The organism is Nocardioides sp., from assembly GCF_030149505.1.
GTDB lineage: Bacteria > Actinomycetota > Actinomycetes > Propionibacteriales > Nocardioidaceae > Nocardioides.
On the sequence record NZ_JASBRN010000073.1, the window covers coordinates 17,737 to 37,149 of the forward strand.

At 74.3% G+C, this 19,413-nt stretch carries 18 protein-coding genes; 8 read left to right on the forward strand and 10 right to left on the reverse strand.

Features of this window, described 5'->3' with window-relative positions; genetic code table 11:
- The first annotated feature begins 248 nt into the window (after positions 1-248).
- The 3 genes from Q1V71_RS16595 to Q1V71_RS16605 all read left to right on the forward strand — a co-directional run bounded on the left by Q1V71_RS16595 (position 249) and on the right by Q1V71_RS16605 (position 2,128).
- Entirely contained in the window at positions 249-386 is a 138-nt protein-coding gene (locus tag Q1V71_RS16595; protein ID WP_300645219.1) for a hypothetical protein, read from the forward strand.
- A 167-nt stretch (positions 387-553) separates the two neighbouring features.
- Complete coding sequence (locus Q1V71_RS16600) at positions 554-1,126, forward strand: YceI family protein (protein WP_300645220.1); 573 nt, start codon at positions 554-556, stop codon at positions 1,124-1,126.
- 78 nt (positions 1,127-1,204) lie between these two features.
- Complete coding sequence (locus tag Q1V71_RS16605) at positions 1,205-2,128, forward strand: GNAT family N-acetyltransferase (RefSeq protein ID WP_300645221.1); 924 nt, start codon at positions 1,205-1,207, stop codon at positions 2,126-2,128.
- 122 nt (positions 2,129-2,250) lie between these two features.
- Here the strand turns inward: Q1V71_RS16605 and Q1V71_RS16610 are convergent, their stop codons facing one another.
- Together Q1V71_RS16610 and Q1V71_RS16615 are read right to left on the reverse strand one after the other, a co-directional pair.
- Positions 2,251-2,850, reverse strand: a complete 600-nt coding sequence (locus Q1V71_RS16610; protein WP_300645223.1) for a hypothetical protein — start codon at positions 2,848-2,850, stop codon at positions 2,251-2,253.
- Between the two features lie 298 nt (positions 2,851-3,148).
- A complete protein-coding gene (locus Q1V71_RS16615; protein WP_300645225.1) occupies positions 3,149-4,375 on the reverse strand; it encodes an acyl-CoA dehydrogenase family protein in 1,227 nt (408 codons plus the stop codon).
- A gap of 188 nt (positions 4,376-4,563) precedes the next feature.
- Here Q1V71_RS16615 and Q1V71_RS16620 point away from each other — a divergent pair, with 188 nt between their 5' ends.
- Complete coding sequence (locus tag Q1V71_RS16620; protein ID WP_300645226.1) at positions 4,564-4,959, forward strand: hypothetical protein; 396 nt, start codon at positions 4,564-4,566, stop codon at positions 4,957-4,959.
- Positions 4,960-4,992: 33 nt separating this feature from the next.
- Here the strand turns inward: Q1V71_RS16620 and Q1V71_RS16625 are convergent, their stop codons facing one another.
- On the reverse strand, positions 4,993-5,307 hold the full coding sequence (locus Q1V71_RS16625; RefSeq protein WP_300645228.1) for a hypothetical protein: 315 nt from the start codon (positions 5,305-5,307) through the stop codon (positions 4,993-4,995).
- A 133-nt stretch (positions 5,308-5,440) separates the two neighbouring features.
- Complete coding sequence (locus Q1V71_RS16630; protein WP_300645229.1) at positions 5,441-6,058, reverse strand: TetR/AcrR family transcriptional regulator; 618 nt, start codon at positions 6,056-6,058, stop codon at positions 5,441-5,443.
- Positions 6,059-6,189: 131 nt separating this feature from the next.
- Here Q1V71_RS16630 and Q1V71_RS16635 point away from each other — a divergent pair, with 131 nt between their 5' ends.
- From Q1V71_RS16635 to Q1V71_RS16645, 3 genes are all read left to right on the forward strand, one after another.
- Positions 6,190-7,551, forward strand: coding sequence for a cytochrome P450 (locus Q1V71_RS16635; protein WP_300645230.1), 1,362 nt, complete (start codon positions 6,190-6,192; stop codon positions 7,549-7,551).
- Positions 7,548-8,399, forward strand: a complete 852-nt coding sequence (locus tag Q1V71_RS16640; RefSeq protein ID WP_300645232.1) for an SDR family oxidoreductase — start codon at positions 7,548-7,550, stop codon at positions 8,397-8,399. The genes Q1V71_RS16635 and Q1V71_RS16640 overlap by 4 nt, the downstream gene beginning before the upstream one ends.
- A 67-nt stretch (positions 8,400-8,466) precedes the next feature.
- Positions 8,467-9,507, forward strand: coding sequence for a glycoside hydrolase family 6 protein (locus tag Q1V71_RS16645; RefSeq protein ID WP_300645235.1), 1,041 nt, complete (start codon positions 8,467-8,469; stop codon positions 9,505-9,507).
- A 124-nt stretch (positions 9,508-9,631) separates the two neighbouring features.
- Here Q1V71_RS16645 and Q1V71_RS16650 read toward each other — a convergent pair whose 3' ends face one another.
- Entirely contained in the window at positions 9,632-10,126 is a 495-nt protein-coding gene (locus tag Q1V71_RS16650; protein ID WP_300645237.1) for a DUF427 domain-containing protein, read from the reverse strand.
- A 76-nt stretch (positions 10,127-10,202) separates the two neighbouring features.
- A complete protein-coding gene (locus Q1V71_RS16655; RefSeq protein WP_300645238.1) occupies positions 10,203-10,391 on the reverse strand; it encodes a hypothetical protein in 189 nt (62 codons plus the stop codon).
- A 144-nt stretch (positions 10,392-10,535) separates the two neighbouring features.
- Here Q1V71_RS16655 and zwf point away from each other — a divergent pair, with 144 nt between their 5' ends.
- Positions 10,536-11,984 carry a glucose-6-phosphate dehydrogenase gene (gene zwf, locus Q1V71_RS16660; RefSeq protein WP_300645240.1) on the forward strand — a complete coding sequence of 483 codons (1,449 nt, stop codon included), beginning with the start codon at positions 10,536-10,538 and terminating at the stop codon, positions 11,982-11,984.
- Between the two features lie 179 nt (positions 11,985-12,163).
- On the opposite strand, the gene Q1V71_RS16665 is transcribed toward zwf, so the two are convergent.
- Genes Q1V71_RS16665 through Q1V71_RS16680 form a run of 4 tightly spaced genes read right to left on the reverse strand, consistent with a single transcriptional unit; the run spans position 12,164 to position 19,372 of the window.
- Complete coding sequence (locus Q1V71_RS16665; RefSeq protein ID WP_300645241.1) at positions 12,164-15,259, reverse strand: FtsX-like permease family protein; 3,096 nt, start codon at positions 15,257-15,259, stop codon at positions 12,164-12,166.
- Positions 15,256-17,574, reverse strand: a complete 2,319-nt coding sequence (locus Q1V71_RS16670) for an FtsX-like permease family protein (protein WP_300645243.1) — start codon at positions 17,572-17,574, stop codon at positions 15,256-15,258. The genes Q1V71_RS16665 and Q1V71_RS16670 overlap by 4 nt, the downstream gene beginning before the upstream one ends.
- Positions 17,571-18,479, reverse strand: coding sequence for an ABC transporter ATP-binding protein (locus Q1V71_RS16675; RefSeq protein ID WP_300645245.1), 909 nt, complete (start codon positions 18,477-18,479; stop codon positions 17,571-17,573). The genes Q1V71_RS16670 and Q1V71_RS16675 overlap by 4 nt, the downstream gene beginning before the upstream one ends.
- Positions 18,476-19,372 (reverse strand): ABC transporter ATP-binding protein, encoded by an 897-nt coding sequence (locus tag Q1V71_RS16680; protein WP_300645246.1) that lies wholly within the window; start codon positions 19,370-19,372, stop codon positions 18,476-18,478. Before Q1V71_RS16680 ends, Q1V71_RS16675 begins: the two co-directional genes overlap by 4 nt.
- Positions 19,373-19,413: the final 41 nt, after the last annotated feature.

Sequence of the window (19,413 nt, forward strand, 5' to 3'; positions counted from 1 at the left end):
CACCCGAGTCCTCGCCGCGGTGGGGTCGGTCACCAGCACGCGTGCGTCGTGGCCGCACCCGCCCCACGGCGTACGACGGGGGGCGCGCGGGTCCGGCCGGGCGCACGCGGAGCGGGGAGCGCCTGCCCGGTGGTCACGGCACCGACGACCCCACCAGGTGGAGCGCCGCGACCTCCGGGGGCGGTTCCTGGCCGTCCGGGTGGAGCACGTGCTACGTTGGTGAACAGAAGGTGAACAGGAGGTGTCCCATGCAGGACATGAAGATGACCGGCGGCCTGACGCAGGTGTGGATCACGGTGACCGACACGGACGGGTCGTCCCGCCTGGAGTCGCGCTGGACCTCTGCGGAGCAGGCTGTCGTCCTGCACGCGACGCACGCTGCCTGACGCCGGCTCCGCTGGCGGACCCAGTCCACGAGCCCCGCTCCCCCACGCCGGGAGCGGGGCTCGCGTGCGTCCGGTCCAGACCAGCCATCCGACCGGGGGAATGAAAGCGGACCTGGGTCCGGTTAGAGTCGTTGAACATTCACCCACGGACGCCTCCAGGAGCCACCATGACCACCGCAGACTTCGACGCCCCCACCACCGCCCTCGACGACATCTCGGGCGACTACACGATCGACACCAGCCACAGCCGCCTCGGCTTCACCGCCCGCCACGCCATGGTGACCAAGGTCCGCGGCCAGTTCAGCGACTGGAGCGGCACCGCCCACGTCGACGCCGCCAACCCCGCCGCCTCCAAGGTCGAGCTCTCGATCAAGACCGCCTCGATCGACACCGGCAGCCCCGACCGCGACGGCCACCTCGCCTCCGCCGACTTCTTCGACGCCGAGACCAACCCGGAGATCACCTTCGTCTCCACCCAGGTCTCGCGCAGCGGTGACGACTGGACCATCACCGGCGACCTGACCATCAAGGGCGTCGCCAAGCCGGTCACCATCGAGTTCGAGCACACCGGCTCGGCCCGCGACCCGTTCGGCAACCTGCGCATCGGCTTCGAGGGCTCGACGACGATCAACCGCAAGGACTGGGGTCTGACCTGGAACGCCGCGCTCGAGACCGGCGGCGTCCTGGTCTCGGAGAAGATCAAGCTCGACCTCGACGTCTCCGCGATCCGCAACGCCTGAGCACGCGCTCGCACCCGCCCGCGGGGCCTCCGAGAAAATCGGAGGCCCCGCGCCGCATTTGCCGCCACGATGCCGCTCATGACCGCACCGCTCACGCTCCCCGAGGGCTACACCGCCCGCCCCCTCACCGCCAGCGACGCCCGCGGCGTCTTCGAGGTGATGGCGGCGCAGGAGAAGCACGACGTCGGCACCGTCGAGATCGAGGAGGCCGACATCGTCGCCGACTGGCAACGACCGGGGTACGTCGTCGAGGAGCACGGCATCGGCGTCTTCCACGGCTCGGAGCTGGTCGCGTACGCCGAGCACGTGCGCAACGACCGCGGTGACGCCGCGGTCCACCCCGACCACCGGGGACGCGGCCTGGGCACCCAGCTCGCGCTGTGGATGCAGGACACCGCCCGCCGCAGCGGTGCCGCGAAGGTCGGGATGCCGGTGCCGGAGGGCTCGGCCGGCGACCGGCTCCTGGAGGCCCTGGGCTACGAGGTGCGCTGGAACTCCTGGCTCCTGGTGCTTCCCGAGGGCGCGAGCATCCCCGATCGACCGGTCCCCGAGGGGTACGCCGTGCGTGCGGCCACCGAGGCGGAGCACCACGGCGCCTACACCGTCCAGGAGGACGCCTTCCTCGAGTGGTCCGACCGCCCGCGGGACACCTTCGAGGAGTGGCAGGCCGGCACCGTGCTGCGTCCGGGGTTCGAGCCGTGGCACCTGCGCGTCGTGGTCGACCCGGCCGGCGACGTGGTCGGCATGGCCTTCCTGGTGATGGCCGCCCGCGACGGTGGCGGCACCGAGGGCTTCATCGACCGGCTCGCCACCCGCGGCGACCAGCGGGGCAAGGGCCTGGGCCAGGCCCTGCTCGTCGACGCCTTCCGCGTCGCCTCCGAGCACGGGGCCTCCCGCAGCGCCCTGTCCACCGACTCCCGCACCGGCGCGCTGGGGCTCTACGAGAAGGTCGGGATGGTCGTCGCGTCCAACTGGGTCAACCGCGCCATCGACCTCGCCTGACCCTGCCCGCCTCCCCGGCGCACCATCGCTGGTCGAGGTGCGAGCGCCGCGAGCCACGAGACCCTCACCATCGGCCTCGCGGAAGGATCTCCCGGGTCGGCGAGCCACGCCGGGCCGCGCGATCAGCCGGGGACCTCGACGGTGGTCACGAGCGAGGTGACCGACGGCCGCGCCGGGGTCGAGGAGAACCCGAAGCCCGGCTCGGGGCTGACCGGCCGGAGCGCGCCGAGGTCCACCCCGTCGTACGAGCCGGTCGCGGAGCGGAGGACGTGGTGGTCGGTGGCGGCGTACCACTCACGCCTGCCGTTGCCCGCCGAGCCGCGTGTCCGCACACCCCGCATGACGACCCGGGCGACCGGGTCGGTGACGGCGCACCACGCGGGACTCGTGCCGACCGCCGTCGGGACCGCGCGCAGCAGCCGGCCCAGCGTGGTGCGGTGGCCGAGCTCGAGGTCGAGGAGCAGGGACGGCGAGCGCACCAGCCAGCGGGTCTCGCCCTCGACGGTGAGCGGCTCGATCCGCACCTCGTCGAAGGTGTACGTCGCCGCGACGAAGTCCGCGACCTCCTGGCTCGGCGCGAGCAGGACGCGGCGGCCGTCGGCCTCGGCGACCATGGCGTCGGCGAAGCTGCCCAGGGGCGAGCGGTCCCAGCGCCCCACGACGACCCGCACGCCGGAGGTCGACCCGATCCCGGCGATGGCGCCCTCGAAGCGCTGTCGCACCGCGCTGCGTCCCTTCTCGAGGGTGGCCTCAGGCGGTCACTTCTTGTGGGCGTTGACGAAGAACATGCGGTAGCCGAGGTAGGCCAGCGCGACGATGATGGCCAGGCCGATCAGGATCTTCATGACCCGACCCTCCCGCTGCCGTGGCCGGCCCGGCTCACCCCGGGAGGTCCGGGCGTGGCCGGGTCGTGGTTGCTGTGACCTGTGGGGCGGGCGGGCGGGTACTCCGCATCATTTCTGCTGCCGAGCTCGCAGCAAGCATCAGGAATGATGCGGAGTACCCCCGGCTCCGGGCGACTCAGCGGATCGGCGCGCCCGAGATCGTCCGGGCGATGACCAGGCGCTGGATCTCCGAGGTGCCCTCGAAGATGGTGTAGATCCGGGCGTCGCGGGCCCAGCGCTCGACGGGGTACTCCCGCGTGAAGCCGTTGCCGCCCAGGATCTGCATCGCCTGGCCGGTTACCCGGATGGCGGTCTCGCCGGCGAAGAGCTTCGACATCGACCCCTCGGCCTTGTCGAAGGCACCGCCGGTGGCGGCCTTCCACGAGGCGCGCCACACCAGCAGGCGGGCGGCGTCGATCTGGGTCGCCATGTCGGCGAGCTGGAAGGCCACGCCCTGGTTCTCGATGATCGGCTTGCCGAACTGCTCGCGGGTCTTGGCGTAGTCCAGGGCGGTCTCGTACGCCGCGCGGGCGATGCCGACGGCCTGCGCGCCGACCGCGGGACGGGTGCGCTCGAAGGTCGCCATGCTCGCATTGCCGCCACCGCTCTTGGCGCCCTCGCGGGCCCGGGCCAGGCGGGCGTCGAGCTTGTCCTTGCCACCGAGCAGGCAGCGGCCGGGCACGCGCACGTTGTCGAGGACGACCTCGGCGGTGTGGGAGGCGCGGATGCCGTGCTTGTGGAACTTCTGGCCCTGGGAGAGGCCCTTGGTCCCCGGCGGGACGATGAAGGAGGCCTGGCCGCGGGTGCGCAGGTCGGGGTCGACGACGGCGGTGACGACGTGGACGTCGGCGAGGCCGCCGTTGGTCGCCCAGGTCTTGGTGCCGTTGATGACCCATTCGTCGGTGGCCTCGTCGTAGACGGCACGGGTGCGCATCGCGCCCACGTCGGACCCCGCGTCGGGCTCGGAGGAGCAGAACGCCGCGATCTTCAGGTCGCCGGGCGTCCCGAACATCTCCGGAGCCCACTCCGCGAGCTGCTCGGGGGTGCCGTTGCTGGCCAGGCCGGCCGCGGCCAGCGCCGTACCGACGATCGAGAGGCCGATGCCGGCGTCACCCCAGAACACCTCCTCCATGAAGATCGGGATGCCGAGTCCGGTGGGGTCGAAGGACTGGGTGGCGAAGAAGTCGAGGGAGTAGATCCCCACCTTCGCGGCCTCCTCGACCACGGGCCAGGGGAACTCCTCCTTCTCGTCCCACTCCGCGGCCGCGGGTCGGATGACATCCGCTGCGAAGGTGTGCAGCCACTGCTGCAGCTCGACGTGGTCGGGGGAGGGGCCGAAGCTCGGCACGGGTGCGTCCGTCACGTACCCGAGAGTAACTGCGACACGGTGTCAGTGCGGAGGAATCTCAGCGGTTCGCTCAGCACCTCTCGAGGCAGGCAAAGCCTTGCCCACGGCTTGGCAACAGCCGTCGCTTTCCACACCTCTGGTGGGCCAGCATGTCGCCAGCGTCGTGACCACGGCGCAGGACGCCGGGTTGCTGGGGGGCTGCCGTGGACAAGGACCTGATCGAGGCACTGGAACGGGTGGGGCGGGGGCGGCTGTCCTTCGAGCACGCCCAGTGCAGGTTGACCCACCAGCGCTGCGACGGGGGGTGGACGCCGGTCTTCGCGACAGCGGGCGAGATCCGCGCCCTCATGCAGCTCCTCCTCCTGCGGGAGTCCGAGCCGGTGCCCCGAGACGTGCCCCCACTCGACGTCGCCGTGCGGCTGCTGCTCGAGCACCTCGACCACCACCCGGTGCAGGCCGTCCTCGGCGTGGAGTACCTCCGACGCGCGGCCTTGGGCGACCGCCTCCTGGCGGCCGCCTTCGGTGGCCCGCAGCTGGCGATCCTGGCCGAGCGGCACCCGCGTTGCGAGGGACCGGACGCTGACTTCTGCGCCTGCTGACCCGCCGCCGCGCCCGTGACCGACGCAGGTGGATCAGCGGCGAACGGTGCGGACGACCTTCTTCACGGCACCGAACCCCGCACCGGCGGCACGTCCGGCGACGCGGTGCGGCTTGCGGTTGGCCAGGTCGACGAGGGAGTCGGCGACGCCCCAGGTGAGCTTGCCCTCGGAGAGCTCGACCAGCGTCTCGAGCGGGAAGTTGAGGGTCATCTCCTCCAGTTCCTGGCGCTCCTTCTCCGTCTGCGTCGGCGGGAGCTGGCGCAGGATCATCGCCTTGAACGCCCGGCCCGGGGCCGTGGTGGCGAGCTCGGCGACGGTGGACTGGCGGGTGAACGGGCGGCTGGTCATGGGGCTCTCCTGTCGGGGGATCGCCGCGGGGCGGCGGCGCTGCGCAACGTACCCCCGCCGGGGGCCGCGGGGACGCGGTTCCGAGCAGCAGGACGGCGTACGACGGGGTGCCGGCCCGGCCCGCCGGGGCGGCTCAGCGGTGGGCGAGCCGGGTGAACGCGCGGGTGGCGGCGTCGACGAGCTCGGCGGGCTCGGTGTCGAGCGTGCCCTCGATCCAGCCGGCGACCAGCTCGGAGAGTCCGCCCACGAACAGGATGCCGGCCAGCTCGCCGCGCGAGCCGGGCTCGGCCTCCTCGCCGTACAGCTCGCCGGCCTCCATCGCGGCGAACGAGCTGAGCGAGCGCAGCATCTCCTGGCGCCGCTCGCGCAGCTCGGCGCGGCCGGGAGCGAGGATCATCGCGACCCGTCCCTTGCGCGGGTCCTTCACGAAGACGTCGAGGAAGGCCGCGATGCCGATCCGGGCGCGGTCGGCGGGGTCGCCACTGGTCTGCTCCAGCGCGGCGGCGGTGACCTCGACGATCTCGTCGTAGATCGACTTCAGTACCTCCTCGAGGGCCTCCTCGAGGTTGGCGAACTGCTCGTAGAAGTAGCGCTCGGTGAGCTGGGCCTGCTGGCAGATGCGGGTCATGGTGACCGGCGGACCGCCCTCGCGACCCCACACCTCGAGGGTCGCCTCGAGCAGCCGCTCGCGTCGCTCCGCGGCGCGCTCCTGCGCCGTCAGACCCCGGTAGACGCCCTTCTTCACCGCCACGGGCACAGGCTGCCACGGGCGCCCGACAGCACGCACCCCGGCGCGCCCGACCCCTGGAACGCGGGCCCCGCCGGTCCGGGCCGGCGCGGGACAACACTTGACAGAGGCTCCTGTCAGAATACGATCGCGGCGTGACGCAGACCACGGGAGAGCGGGTGCGTGAGATCCCCGCGCCCGTGCGCGGGGCGCACGGGCTGCCGGTCCTCGGCCAGCTGCTCGACTACGCCCGGGACCCGCAGGCCCTCTTCGAGCGCCAGTGGACGACGTACGGCGCGGTGTCGCCGCTGCGCGTCGCCGGCCGCCACCGGTGGGCGATGCTGCTGGGCGCCGACGCGCTGGAGGCCGTCTTCACCAACCGCGACAAGGCCTTCGCCAACCAGCCCGCGTGGTCGTACCTGGTCGGGCCGTTCTTCCACGGCGGACTGATGCTCCTCGACTTCGAGGAGCACCACCTGCACCGGCGGATCCTCCAGCAGGCCTTCACCCGCGACCGGCTCGAGGGCTACACCGCGCGCGTGCACCCGGCCGTCGCCCGTGGGGTCGCCTCCTGGGAGCCCGGGCGCGACTTCCGCGCCTACCCCGCGCTCAAGGCGCTGACCCTCGACATCGCCGCCGACATCTTCATGGGCGGGGCCGAGCACACCTCGCCCCAGCAGATGGACCGGGTCAACCGCGCGTTCATCGACTGCGTGCAGGCGGCGACCTCCGTGGTGCGGATGCCGGTCCCGCCGGGCCGCTGGTGGCGGGGCCACCGCGGCCGCCGGCTGCTGGAGGAGTTCCTGCGCTCCTACCTCCCCGAGCGGCGCGCGAGCGAGACCCCGGACCTGCTCAGCCAGCTCTGCCACGTGCGCAGCGAGGACGGCGAGGGCCTCACCGACGACCAGGTCGTCGACCACATGGTCTTCCTCATGATGGCCGCGCACGACACCTCCACCATCACGCTCTCCACGATGCTGGAGCTGCTCGGCAAGCACCCCGACTGGCAGGAGCGCTGCCGGGCGGAGTCCCGCGCCCTCGGCGGGCAGCCGTCCCTGGCCGAGCTGGACACCCTCACCTCGCTGGACCTGGTGATGCGCGAGTGCCTGAGGCTGCGGGCCCCGGTGCCGGTCGTGGTGCGCAAGGCCGTGCGGGAGACCGTCGTGCTCGGCCACCGCATACCCGAGGGCACCTTCCTCATGGTCTCCCCGCAGTTCACGCACCTGCAGCCCGAGCTGTGGGACGACCCGCACCGCTTCGACCCCGAGCGCTTCGGGCCCGAGCGCCGCGAGGACAAGCGGCACCGCCACGCCTGGGACCCCTTCGGTGGCGGCGTGCACAAGTGCCTGGGCCTGTTCTTCGCCGGCGCCGAGGTCAAGGCCGTCATGCACCACCTGTTGCGCCGCTTCGAGTGGCGGGTGGACCCCGACTACACCGCCCCCCTCGACAACCACTCCCTCCCGTTCCCGGTCGACGGACAGCCCGTCGACCTCTACCCCCTCGGAGGCCACCGATGACCCGCTCCTCCCGCCTCGCCCGCACCCCCGACCGTGACCTGCGCGGGAAGGTCGTCGCCATCACCGGCGCCGGTCGCGGCATCGGCCTGGCCACCGCCGGCCGCTTCGCCGACGCCGGGGCCCGCGTGGTCATCGGCGACCTCGACGACGACGTCGCCGCCAAGGCAGCCGCCCAGGTCGGTGGAGGCGCCGAGGGGTACGTCGTCGACGTCTCCGACCGCGCCTCGTTCGCCGCGTTCCTGGCCCAGGCCGAGGCGCTCGGCCCGGTCGAGGTGCTGGTCAACAACGCCGGGATCATGCCGCTCTCCCCGCTGGTCGAGCAGAGCGACGAGTCGATCGACAAGATCCTCGAGGTCAACCTCCGCGCCGTCATCACGGGCACCCAGCTGGCCGCCCGCACCATGCTCGAGCGCGGTCACGGCCACGTCGTCAACGTCGCCTCCGCGGTCGGCCGGATCGGCATGGCCGGCGGCGCCGTCTACTCCGCCAGCAAGTTCGGCGTGGTCGGTTTCTCCGAGGCGATGTCCGCCGAGCTGGCCCCCGGCGGCGTCGACGTCTCGGTCGTGCTGCCCACCGTCGTGGCCACCGAGCTCGGCGCCGGCGTGCAGGCCGCCCGCGGCATGCGCCCGTGCAAGCCCGAGGAGGTCGCGGACGCGATCCTCTCCGTGGCCCGGCGCCCCCGCTTCGAGACCTGGGTCCCGGCCTACGCCAAGGGGATCTTCTACTCCTCCAACACCCTGCCCCGCCGCGCCCGCGACGCCGTCAGCCACGCCATGGGCGCCGACACGTCGCTGTCGAAGGTCGACCTCGAGGCGCGGGCGGAGTACGAGCGCCGCGCCGGTCGCTGAGCGCGTCGGCGGCGCCGGTCCGCGGATAGTCCGGACACGCGAGCCCCGGGTGCCGCACCCTGGTCGGGTGCTCCTGCGTCCTGCCCGCCTGCTCGCGCTCGCCCTGGCCCTCGCCCTCGGCGTCCTCGGGCTGCTGGGACCGGGCGTGGGATCCGCCAGCCCCGGCGCGGCCGCCCCCACCGGGACCGCGGCCGAGCGGCGCGCTCCCGACCCGCGCACGGTGCGGGGCCTCTACGTGGACAGCCGCATGCCCGTGCACGCCCAGGGCCCGGCGTACGAGCCGATCGCGAAGAAGGCCCAGGCGCTGTGGCTGGGCTCGGAGTACTACCCGACCGACCGGGTCGCGGACGTGGTCGGTGAGTACGTCGGGCTGGCCGAGGCCGCCGACAAGACGCCGATGCTGGTCGTCTACTCCATCCCCGACCGCGACTGCGGGCAGTACTCCTCCGGCGGGCTGCCCGGCGTGGACGCCTACAAGAAGTGGGTCGCCCAGGTCGCCGAGGGGCTCGAGGGCTCCAGCCCGCTGCTGGTGCTCGAGCCGGACGCCCTGCCCTTCTACCACGGCGGCGAGTGCGGCAACGCCGACAACCGGGTCAAGCTGCTGCGCTGGGCGACGCGTCGCCTGGCCGACGCCGGGGCGTGGGTCTACATCGACGCCGGGCACTCCGGCTGGACGACCGGGGACCCGACCACCGACGACACCCCCTGGGACGGCCGGGCCGAGCTGCTGAGGAAGGCCGGCGTCGCCGACGCGCGCGGCTTCAGCACCAACGTCTCCAACTTCCGCCGCACCAAGGACGAGCACCACTACGCACGGTGGATGGTGCGTGAGCTGAAGCGGCTGGGCGTCAAGGGCACCAAGTACGTCGTCGACACCTCGCGCAACGGCGCGAAGAAGCCCGTGGACGCCGACGTCATCAACCCGACCTGGGCGCGACTGGGCAAGGCCCCGCGGCTGGCCTTCGACGGGGCCTTCGACGGGGCCTTGTGGGTCAAGCACCCCGGGGAGTCCGACGGCACCGTCAACGGCGGCCCGGCCTCGGGGCAGTGGTGCGACCTGCTCGCCGACCGGCTGCTGGGGAAGAAGGAGCCCGGTCCGGGCTGCTGATCGCAGACGCGTCAGCGGATGCGCTGGTCGGTGGTCGAGCGAGCGGCGCGACCGAGGGACGAGGTCGCGACCCGCGTGTCGAGAGCGGGTGACGCGGTCGCCGAGCCCGACCGGAGCGGGTGCCTCACCAGCCCCAGGAGCCCGGGATCCCCTTGAACGGCCCGACCACCGCGTCGGTGATCCACCCGCCGTAGAACCCGCCCTCCTGCGGGCGGACGACCTCGCCGTCGACCCGGCACTCGTCGACGGCGCCCGGCATCACGGCCCACGCGTCGCTGATGGCGGCGAACGCCGGCGTCGGGTCGGGGTAGGTCCAGGCCGCGCGGGGAGCCACCACCCCGCCGCCGTGCAGGTCGGCGTACGCCGCCAGCCCCTTCCACTCGCACGCCGAGCTGCCGGGGGTGGGGACGAGCGCGCCGTCCACGAAGGCCTCGCGGGGCAGGTAGTAGGTCGGCGGGTGGCTGGTCTCCAGCACCCGCCACGAGGTGGTGGTGCGGGCGATGACGACGCCGCCGAGGACCACCTCGACCAGCTGGCTGCTCGGCACGAGCGCCGGCGGTCGGGGGTAGTCCCAGACGGACTCCTGGCCGGGACCGGGCTTCTCTGGGCGGGGCCTCACGGATGCGAGCCTACGGAGCCGTCGGTGGTCGGTCGGGCCGGCGGCCCTCCGGCACGGACGACGGCCGGCGAGGAGGTCAGGCGGCGGGGCCGGTCTCCGCGCGCAGGTTCATCAGGCCCAGCGCCGCGACGAGCTCGTCGGTGGAGTCGAAGGCCGTGGTGGCCTCCTCCAGCACCACGCTGGTCCACGTCGGCTCGTCGGTGAGGACACTGCTCCCGAAGTAGGCCCCGATGGCCTGCGTCGCGGTGTCGTTGTCGAGACTCATGTCACCAATATGCCAGGTCAGAACCCCGCGCGGGGTCGCATGTGGGCCGGACCACCCCGCCCACCCCTTCGGTGGGCCGCTCGGGCGGGATCGCGGGCCCGGCCGGGTGGTGTCCGGCCCCGGGCCGCGGGGGACGCTCGAACGGTGACCTCCCCCGACCCCCGCGACCCGCGTACCGACACCGTCCCGCCGCACGTCCTGGTGCTCTTCGGCGCCACCGGCGACCTCGCCGCCCGCAAGCTCTTCCCCGGTCTCTACCGGCTGGCCGCCGCCGGCCGGCTGCCGGAGGAGTACGCCGTGATCGGCAGCGGCCGGCACTCCCCCGGCTCCGACGCGGAGTTCCGCGACCGGCTGCGCAAGGGCCTGCAGGACACCGTCGAGGACCTCGACGAGGACGTCGCCGAGCAGCTGCTCTCCCGGGTCACCTTCTGCACCTCCGACGCCGAGGACGGCGGCGAGCTGGCCGCGGCGGTCCGCGAGGCCGAGTCGTCCATGGGCGCGGACGCCGACGACGTACGCCGCCTGGTCTACCTCTCGATCCCCCCGGCGGCCATGGAGCCGATGATCGCGATGCTCGGCAAGGAGGGCCTGACCGAGCGGGCGCGGCTGGTCGTGGAGAAGCCGTTCGGGCTGGACCTGGAGTCCTCGCGCTCCCTCGACGCCGCGCTGAAGGAGGTCGTCGACGAGGACCAGGTCTTCCGGATCGACCACTTCCTGGGCAAGGAGGCGGTGCAGAACATCCTGGCGCTGCGCTTCGCCAACGGCCTGTTCGAGCCGTCCTGGAACGCCCGGCACGTGGAATCGGTGCAGATCGACGTGCCCGAGGAGCTCGGGCTGGAGGGCCGCGGCTCGTTCTACGAGTCGACCGGCTGCCTGCGCGACATGATCTCCACCCACCTCATGCAGATCCTGGGCTTCGTGGCGCTCGAGGACCCCGGCGCCGGGGACGCCGAGTCGCTGCGCGACGCCAAGTCGGCGGTCTTCGAGAAGGTCCTGCCGCTGGACCCGGAGCGGGCGGTCTTCGGCCAGTTCGAGGGCTACCGCGACGACGAGGACGTCGACGACGACTCCGACGTGGAGACCTTCGTGGCGCTGGAGGTCCGGCTGGACTGCGACCGCTGGCGCGACGTGCCGTTCCTGCTGCGCACCGGCAAGGCGCTCGCCGCCACCCGGCGTACCGTCACCGTCCGGTTCCGCACCCCCACCTCGGCGCTCTTCGGGGAGACCGCCGGCTGCAACGAGCTGGTCCTCGAGCTCACCGACTCCCCGCAGGTCCGCGTCGACCTCCAGGGCAAGAAGCCCGGTCCGGAGATGGAGCTGGCCGCGGCCACCATGTGCCTCGACCTGGGCGACGCCGTGCCCGACGCCGACCCGCTCGAGGCCTACGAGCGGCTGGTCCTCGACGTCCTGCGCGGCGACCAGACGCTCTTCACCCGCGCCGACGAGGTCGACCGGATCTGGCAGGTCTGCCAGCCGCTGCTCGACTCCCCGCCGGAGGTCCAGCCCTACGAGCAGGGGTCCTGGGGCCCGAGCGCCGCGCTCGAGCTGCCGCCGGGTGGCTGGCACGTGGGGCGGCACGCGCACGACGGGTGAGGCCGGCGGCCCGGGTGCCGCGGAACTGGCCCAGCCGCGGGAGGCTGGTGGGTCTGGTCGGCGGCTGCAGAGAAGGGTTTGTCGGCCGGCCGACAAACCTTGCGGCTGGCCGATAATGCTCCATCGGCCGACTGCAACGTTCATCGGCCGGCCGATGAACCTTGCGCTGCCCCACCCACCTACCGCGCCGACTCCCGCAGCGTCGACCCCCGCGCCCCGCGCACGGTGAGGACCGCGGACACCAGCGCCACGGTGCCGAAGAGCAGGGCGGTGACGAGCGCGAGCAGCGCGAGCCGCCAGGGGTCGATGGCCGCGACGAGGGCCGGGGTCGAGAGCGTCTCGGAGAAGCCCAGGGTGACGGTGCGCAGCACGACGTACTGCGCCAGCGCCCCGGCGGCCAGTCCCGCCACGGCCGTGCCGCCCAGCACCAGCACCAGCTCGCGCAGCACCGAGCCCATCACCTGGCGCCGCGGCACGCCGACGACCCGCAGCGCCGCGGCGTCGCGGCGCCGGGCGGGCAGCTGCACGGCGGTGCTGACGGCCAGTGACGCGACGGCCATCAGCAGCACGAGGGCAGCGACGACGGCGTAGAGCCGCAGCGCGAGGGCGTACGCCGTGCCGTCGAGCTCGCCCTTCACCTCGGCGTACGACGTGTCCTCCACGAGCCCCGCGTCGCGCATCTGCGTGACCAGGCCGTCGGGGAGGTCGTCGCGGGCCAGCACGTAGACGTCGGTGTCCTGGTCGTAGACCGCGCGGCCGACCGCGAAGGTGTCGTAGTCGATGAGCAGTCCGCGCGGCCCGAGCAGCGGGACGCTCCCCGCCGTGAGCACCGGGTCGACCTCGAAGTCCAACGCCGAGCCGCCGCCGTACGTCGCGGAGGAGGTGTTGGTGCGGGCGGTCTCCCCCGCGACGACCGGGAGGGCCGCGGGCGGGTCGCCGGCCCCCAACTGGACGATCGCCGGGCTGCTGGTGGCGACGAGCACCTCCAGGCCGTCGGCGCCGACCGACACGTCGTCGACCGCGTCATTGCCGGTCGCGCCGGGCACCAGCGTCCAGCCGCCGTCGGTCATGGCCGCACGGTCGGGCTCGCCGTCGACGAGCAGCGCCCGGACCGCGAGCGAGCCCTCCATCTCGACCTGTTGGGCGGCCGGACCACCGAGGGTGATCTCCTCGACCCGGCAGCCCTGCTGGCAGTACGCCGCGGGCTCGCTGACCTCGGACACCCCGGGCCCGACCGGGCCGAGGAAGATCGAGCGCGGCCGACCCTCGGGCGGGACGAGCCGCAGCCGGACGACCAGGTCGTCGCTGGTCTCGAGCGCGTTCTCGACCTGGACGCCGATGCGCCGGCCGGCCACCACGGGCACGGGTCCGGTGGCGAGCAGCTCGGCGACCTCGCCGGCGGAGGTGCCGGGGGTCCACTGCTCGTTCCAGAGCCCGACGCGCTCCAGCCGGGAGGTGTCCAGGACCGCGAAGACGGGACCTGGCTGCGGGGTGATGATCGTGCTGCCGGCCATCAGCCACTGCCCCTCGGGGTCGAGGCGACGGGTGAGTCCGACGGTGTCCTCGAGGGTTTGGGAGGAGGTCCACACCGTCGCGGCGGGTGCTCGGGTGGCCGCCACCGAGCCGCGCCAGGCCGAGGAGGAGTCGTAGACCCCGGCACCGAAGACGCAGATGGCGATCGCAGCGGTGACCGGCAGGATCACCAGCGTCCCCTCCTGGCGCCGCGACAGGGCGCGGACCGCGACGTAGGACCCGAGCGAGCGGGTGTGCGGCACGGCCCGGGTCCACCAGCCGGCCAGGGAGGAGGTGGCCCGGCTCGCGGCCAGGCCCGCCACGACGGCGAGCAGCACGGGGAGCACCAGGTCGGTGACGTCGGGCCGGCCGCGTTCGGTCGAGCTGAGCTTGCTGAGCAGCACCGCGGCCGCCGCGGCCACCAGCGCCAGCTGCGCGACGACGGCCGCCCGCCGGGCGCGCCGCGGACGACGTACGCCGCCGAGCTGGGCCTCGAGCGGGATCCGCACGACCAGGCCGACCGCGACCAGCGCCACGACGGCAGCGCCCATGCCGACCAGTCCCCCGGCGAGGACCGAGGTCCACGGCACCCGCAGCGGCAGCCCGGGGACCAGCCACGACTCGATGAGCAGCACGACGGCGCCGACGCCGAGGGCGCCGCCGACCGGGAGCGAGAGCGCCAGCAGCGCGAGCGGCTCGGACATGCCGAGCGACCACATGCGCCGACGCGGCAGGCCGCGGAGCGAGGCGAGCGCGAGCTCGGGCATCCGCAGGTCGGCGGCCGCGGTGAGCAGGCGCAGCAGCAGCGCGAGCGCGACCAGGACGAGGCTGATCACCGCCGGCGAGACCGACGCGCGGGCGGTGGCCTGCTGGTCGCGGACCTCCTCCACGACACCGCCGATGTCGTTGATGGAGAACTCCGTGAGCGTGCCCCGGTCGCCCTCGAGCACCAGGTCGTCCTGGGCCCGGGCGACGGCGACGACCTCGTCGAGGTCCTCGACCGCGAGGTCGGCCGGGACGTCGAGCCGACGGTCGACGAGGACCTCGTAGCCCACCGTGTCGGCCGCCTCCGCCACGGCCTGCTTCGTGCCGAGCATCGGCGCGGGCTGGTAGGGCTGGTTGGCCGGGGCGGGCGTCGGCGGACGGCTGGCGAGCCGGCCGTACTCGAACCAGTAGTCCTCCTCCTCCGGCCCCGGGGTGGCGTAGGTGCCCACGACCCGCACCTCGCCCAGGCCCTCGACCGGCGTCGTGTCGCCGATGCCGAGCCCGGTGATCGTGGAGTCCAGCGCCAGGAGCAGGACCTCGTCGGGCTCCTCGGGGCAGGCGCCCTCGATGACGAGGTGGGCGCAGTAGCCGGGCGCCCAGCCCAGCTGCGCCTCGCCGCCCAGGCCCTCCGTCGGGAACGTGCGCACGAAGAACTGCGGGGGCAGGTAGCGCTCGGCGCCCCCGCCGGCCTCGTCACCCTCCTCGGTGGCCTGCTCGGCGGCGGCCCCGGCACGCAGCAGGGTGGCGTCGACGTCGAAGCCCGTGTCGGCGGGGTCGGGGGTCCAGACCCAGGACAGGCCCGTGAGGTTCTGCGGCGCCTCGGCCAGGCGGGTGACGAGGAAGGAGCTGGTGACCGCGCCCTGGAAGGCCGGGCCGAGGACGGCCGAGCCGACCGCCAGCGCGGTGAGCACGACCGAGCCGAGGGAGAGCAGCAGCCGGGAGCGGAGGCCGCGCAGGACGGTGGGGAGCAGGGTGGACCCCGGCGTGGGCAGCCTCATCGCACTTCCTCCCGCAGCCGGCCGGGGCTGGACCGGGCCGGGTCGACGGCCCGGCCCCGCACCACCACGGCGACGACCAGCACCGCGCACACCGCCGCCGCGACGGCCAGCGGCAGCGGGGCCACGGCGGTGCGCAGGTCCACGGCGTGCTCCGGCACCGTGACCAGGCCGAGCCGGCCGAGCAGCAGCCCGACCGAGGCCCAGGTGCCGAGCGCCACGGCGACACCGGTGACCACGAGCAGCAGCCCGGCCTCGACCAGGGTGCTGCGGCGCAGGGTGGCGGGGGTGACGCCGACGGCGCGCAGCGCCGCGACGTCGCGCACCCAGGTCGGGCGCTGCCGGGCGACGGCGGTCAACAGCGCCAGCAGCGCCACGAGGAGGCAGAACGCGGCCATCAGCAGGTAGGCCTGCGCCTGGGCGGCGCCCGTGGCCTCGCGTACGTCGGCGGTGACGACCTCGAGCGCCCGCGGCTCGGCCCTGGTCTCCTCGCGCAGCTCGGCGAGCAGCGCCGCCGGGGTGTCGGCGCGGGCCAGGACCATCACCTCGGCCGCGGGCACGGTCGGCGGGGCGCCTGCCGCGGCGCGCGGGAGGTCGGCGTAGACCCCGTCGGCCTCGACGAGCGGCAGCGCGGGGAAGCGGGCGACCACCCGGGCCGGGAGGTCCTCGCCGCCGGGCGACTCCAGCACGGGGTCGCCCTCCCACGTGGCGGTGCGGGTGACCAGCACCGGCACCGGGCCCTCGCCGCGCGCGGGGAGCGCGGTCAGCCGGCCCGGCGAGGCCGGTGCGAGCAGACCGTCGCTGACCTCCACCGGACCGCCGGGCCCGGCGTCGGTGGCTGGTTCCGCTGGCTCCCACTCCCTCTCGACCAGGTCGGTGCTGCCGATCTGCAGCCGGGTCAGGACGAAGGGCAGGTCGCGGTCGCCCGGGGTGCGCGACAGGGTGACCGAGCGGACCGTGCAGCCCGCGACGCAGTCGACAGGGATGCTCGAGCCGACCGGCGCGCCGGACGTCAGAAGCTCCAGCCGGATGCCCGCCACCAGCACCTGCCCGGCGGGGTCGGCGATCTCCACGTCGACGCGCGGCCGCAGCGTCCCGTCCGCACGCGCGGAGACACCGGCCACCTCGACCTGGATGCTCGTGCCCGTCGACGGCACCGCCCATGCCGACGAGGCATCGGTGAGCCGGTCGGCGAGCCCGCCGATCCGGGCGGCGCTCGTCGCCTCGAAGAAGTCGCCCACCACGCGCTCGGCCCGCGCCACGTCCACGAACGCCCGCCGGGCCGGCACCGAGCCCTCACCCGGCACCACGACCGCGCCCATCAGCCACTGCCCCTCGGGGTCGAGCCGCTGGGTCAGCGCGAGCACGCTCGTGGCGTCGCCGCCGGCGCCGCGTTCCAGGTCGATCCGCAGCGGGGCACCCGCGCGCAGCCGCGCCGTCTCGTCCGCCCAGGCCGAGACCTGGGCCGCACCGGTGACCGCCAGCCCGGCCACCGCCCCTGCCGCCACGAGGACCCGCAGCGGGGCCGCGGCGTCGGCCGAGCGCGCGAGGCGCCGGGAGGCGAGGTACGTCGGCAGGCCGCGGCGGCGCGTGCGTCGTACGGCCAGGCGCGCGGAGCGCGCCATCAGCCACAGGCTCGCGTGCCCGGCGGCGAGGCCGACCAGCGCGGGGCCGGCGAGCACCAGCAGGTCGGACTGGGTGCCGTCGACGACCCGGGCGCGGTAGATCGCGACGGCCGCGCCCACCACGACCAGGACCTGTCCGAAGACCGCCGCGGAGGTGGAGGTGCGCGGTCGCGCCGATCCCCGGACCTGGGCGACGAGCGGCTCGCGCAACGCTGTGGCCATCCCGAGGAGCACCGCCGCGAGCGCGACGAGGAGCACCACCAGCACGGCGGACAGGACGTCCCACCCGGGCACGGTGACGGGTGCGTCGAGCCAGGCGCGGGTCGCCAGCGCCGACACGCCGACCCCCGCGCCGGTGCCGAGGCCGGCACCCGCGAGCAGCACCAGGAGTGGCTCGAGCGCCAGCAGCGTGAACAGCTCCCCGCCCTCGAGACCGCGGAGCCGCGCGAGCGCGATCTCGGGACGCCGGGCCGAGGCGAGCTCCCGCCCGGTGGCGGGCACCGCGACCGCACCGATGAGCAGCAGCGGCACCGCCAGCAGTCGGGAGGTGCCGGCCGCCGCGGCGAACCCGACCACCGCCACCACGCCCGCCACGACCACCGCCGTCAGCAGCATCAGGGGCAGCAGCGTGCCCCGGCGCGACCACGCGCCCTGGAGGGTGCGGGAACGGATCCGGGGCGCGGAGGCGCTCACGCGCTCCCCGGGCGGCGGTAGATCCGGTGGGGGTCGTCGTCGGGGTCGATGGGCGGCACCGAGGGCGGCCCCGGGGCGGGCGGCGCGGGTGCCGGGGGCGCGGCCGGTGCTGGAGCCGTCGCTGGGACCGGGGCGACGGGCTGGATCGGCTGCGGCGGAGTCTCCTGGCTCGCTGCGCTCGCACCTCGACCAGCGGGGGACGTCCCGGCCGCGGAGGCCCCCTCGGCCGCGCGGTGTCGGCCGCCCCCGAGGTGGACCGGCTCCGTGTGGTCGACCAGCCGTCCCTCGTCCAGCGCGTGGTGGTCGTCGCAGGCGTCGACGACGGCCGGGTCGTGGGTGGCCACGACGACGACGGCACCGCGGTCGGCCTCGCGGCGCAGCTCGGCCAGGACCAGCGCGCGGTTGCCCTCGTCGAGCTCGCTGGTGGGCTCGTCGGCGAGCAGGACGGCGGCGTCGACGCAGAGCCCGCGGGCCAGGGCCACGCGCTGCATCTGGCCGCCGGAGAGCTCCTCGACCTGGCGGTCGCCGAGGTCGCCGATGTGGAAGCGGGCCAGCGCGGCGCTCGCCCGCTCGTCGGCCTCGTCGGGGTCGACCCCGCGGGCGCGCAGGGCCACCGAGACGTTCTCGCGCGCGGAGAGGATCGGCACCAGGCCGTAGACCTGCAGCACGAACGCCACCTCCGGCCGGGGGTCGCCGGTGCCGCGCCACATCGGCTCCCCGGCGTACGTCGCCTCCCCGAGGGAGGGCTGCAGAAGCCCGCCCGCGATCGAGAGGAGCGTGGTCTTGCCCGAGCCCGACGGGCCCGAGAGGGCGGTCATCCGACCGGCACGGAAGGTGAGGTCGAGGTCGTGCAGCAGGGTGCGGGTGAGCTCGTAGCGCACACCTCGCAGCTCGAGGTCGGTCACGCGTCCTCCACCGACTCCGCCGACCTGGACACGACGAGCCGGTCGGCGGCCTCCGGCTCGATCCGTACCAGCGTGCCCTGCGGCCACTGCTCGGCCAGGTGGGTCGGCAGGTGGACGACGCCCTCGGCGCCGATGACGACGTACTCCGCGCCGTCGCGGCCCTCCAGCCCGACCCGGCCACCCTTCATCGTGATGGTGCGCGGGAAGGTCGCGGCGACCTCGGGCTGGTGGGTGACCACGACGATGGTCGTGCCGAGCTCGTCGCCGAGGTCGTGGACCAGGCCGATGACGGCGTCGCGGTCCTCGTGGGAGAGCTGGCTGGTCGGCTCGTCTGCGAGCAGCAGCTCCGGCCCGGTGGAGACCGCGCAGGCCAGCGCGAGTCGCTGGCGCTGGCCGCCGGACATCGTGCTGACGACCTGGTCGGCGACGCCCTCCAGGCCGACGCGGGCGAGCAGCTCGCGGTCGGGCGCGACCTCCTTGCGCTCGGCGGAGGTGAGGGCCAGGCGCGCGAAGGCGATGTTCTGGCGGGCCGTGGCGTAGGGCAGCAGGTTGCGCGTGGCGCCCTGCAGCATCGTGCTGACCCGACGGCTGCGCAGCCGCGCCAGCTCGGTCTCGGGCAGCCGCGAGATCTCGTGTTCGCCCAGGAAGATCCGGCCCGCGCTGGGACGCTGGATGCCGCCGAGCAGGGTCAGCAGCGTCGACTTGCCCGAGCCCGATGGCCCCAGGAACGCGACCCGCTCCCCCGGTCGGATGGAGAGGTCGACCCCCTGGAGCGCGACGACGTCGTGGCCCTCGAAGGTGCGGTACAGGTGCACGACGCCCAGGCACCGCACGCCCAGCCCGCCCCGCCTGTCCAACTCCCCGAAGTCGACGTCGGCATCGACGACCGTCACCAGATGACCTCCTGTCCGGGGGCCAGCAGACAGCAAGGCCT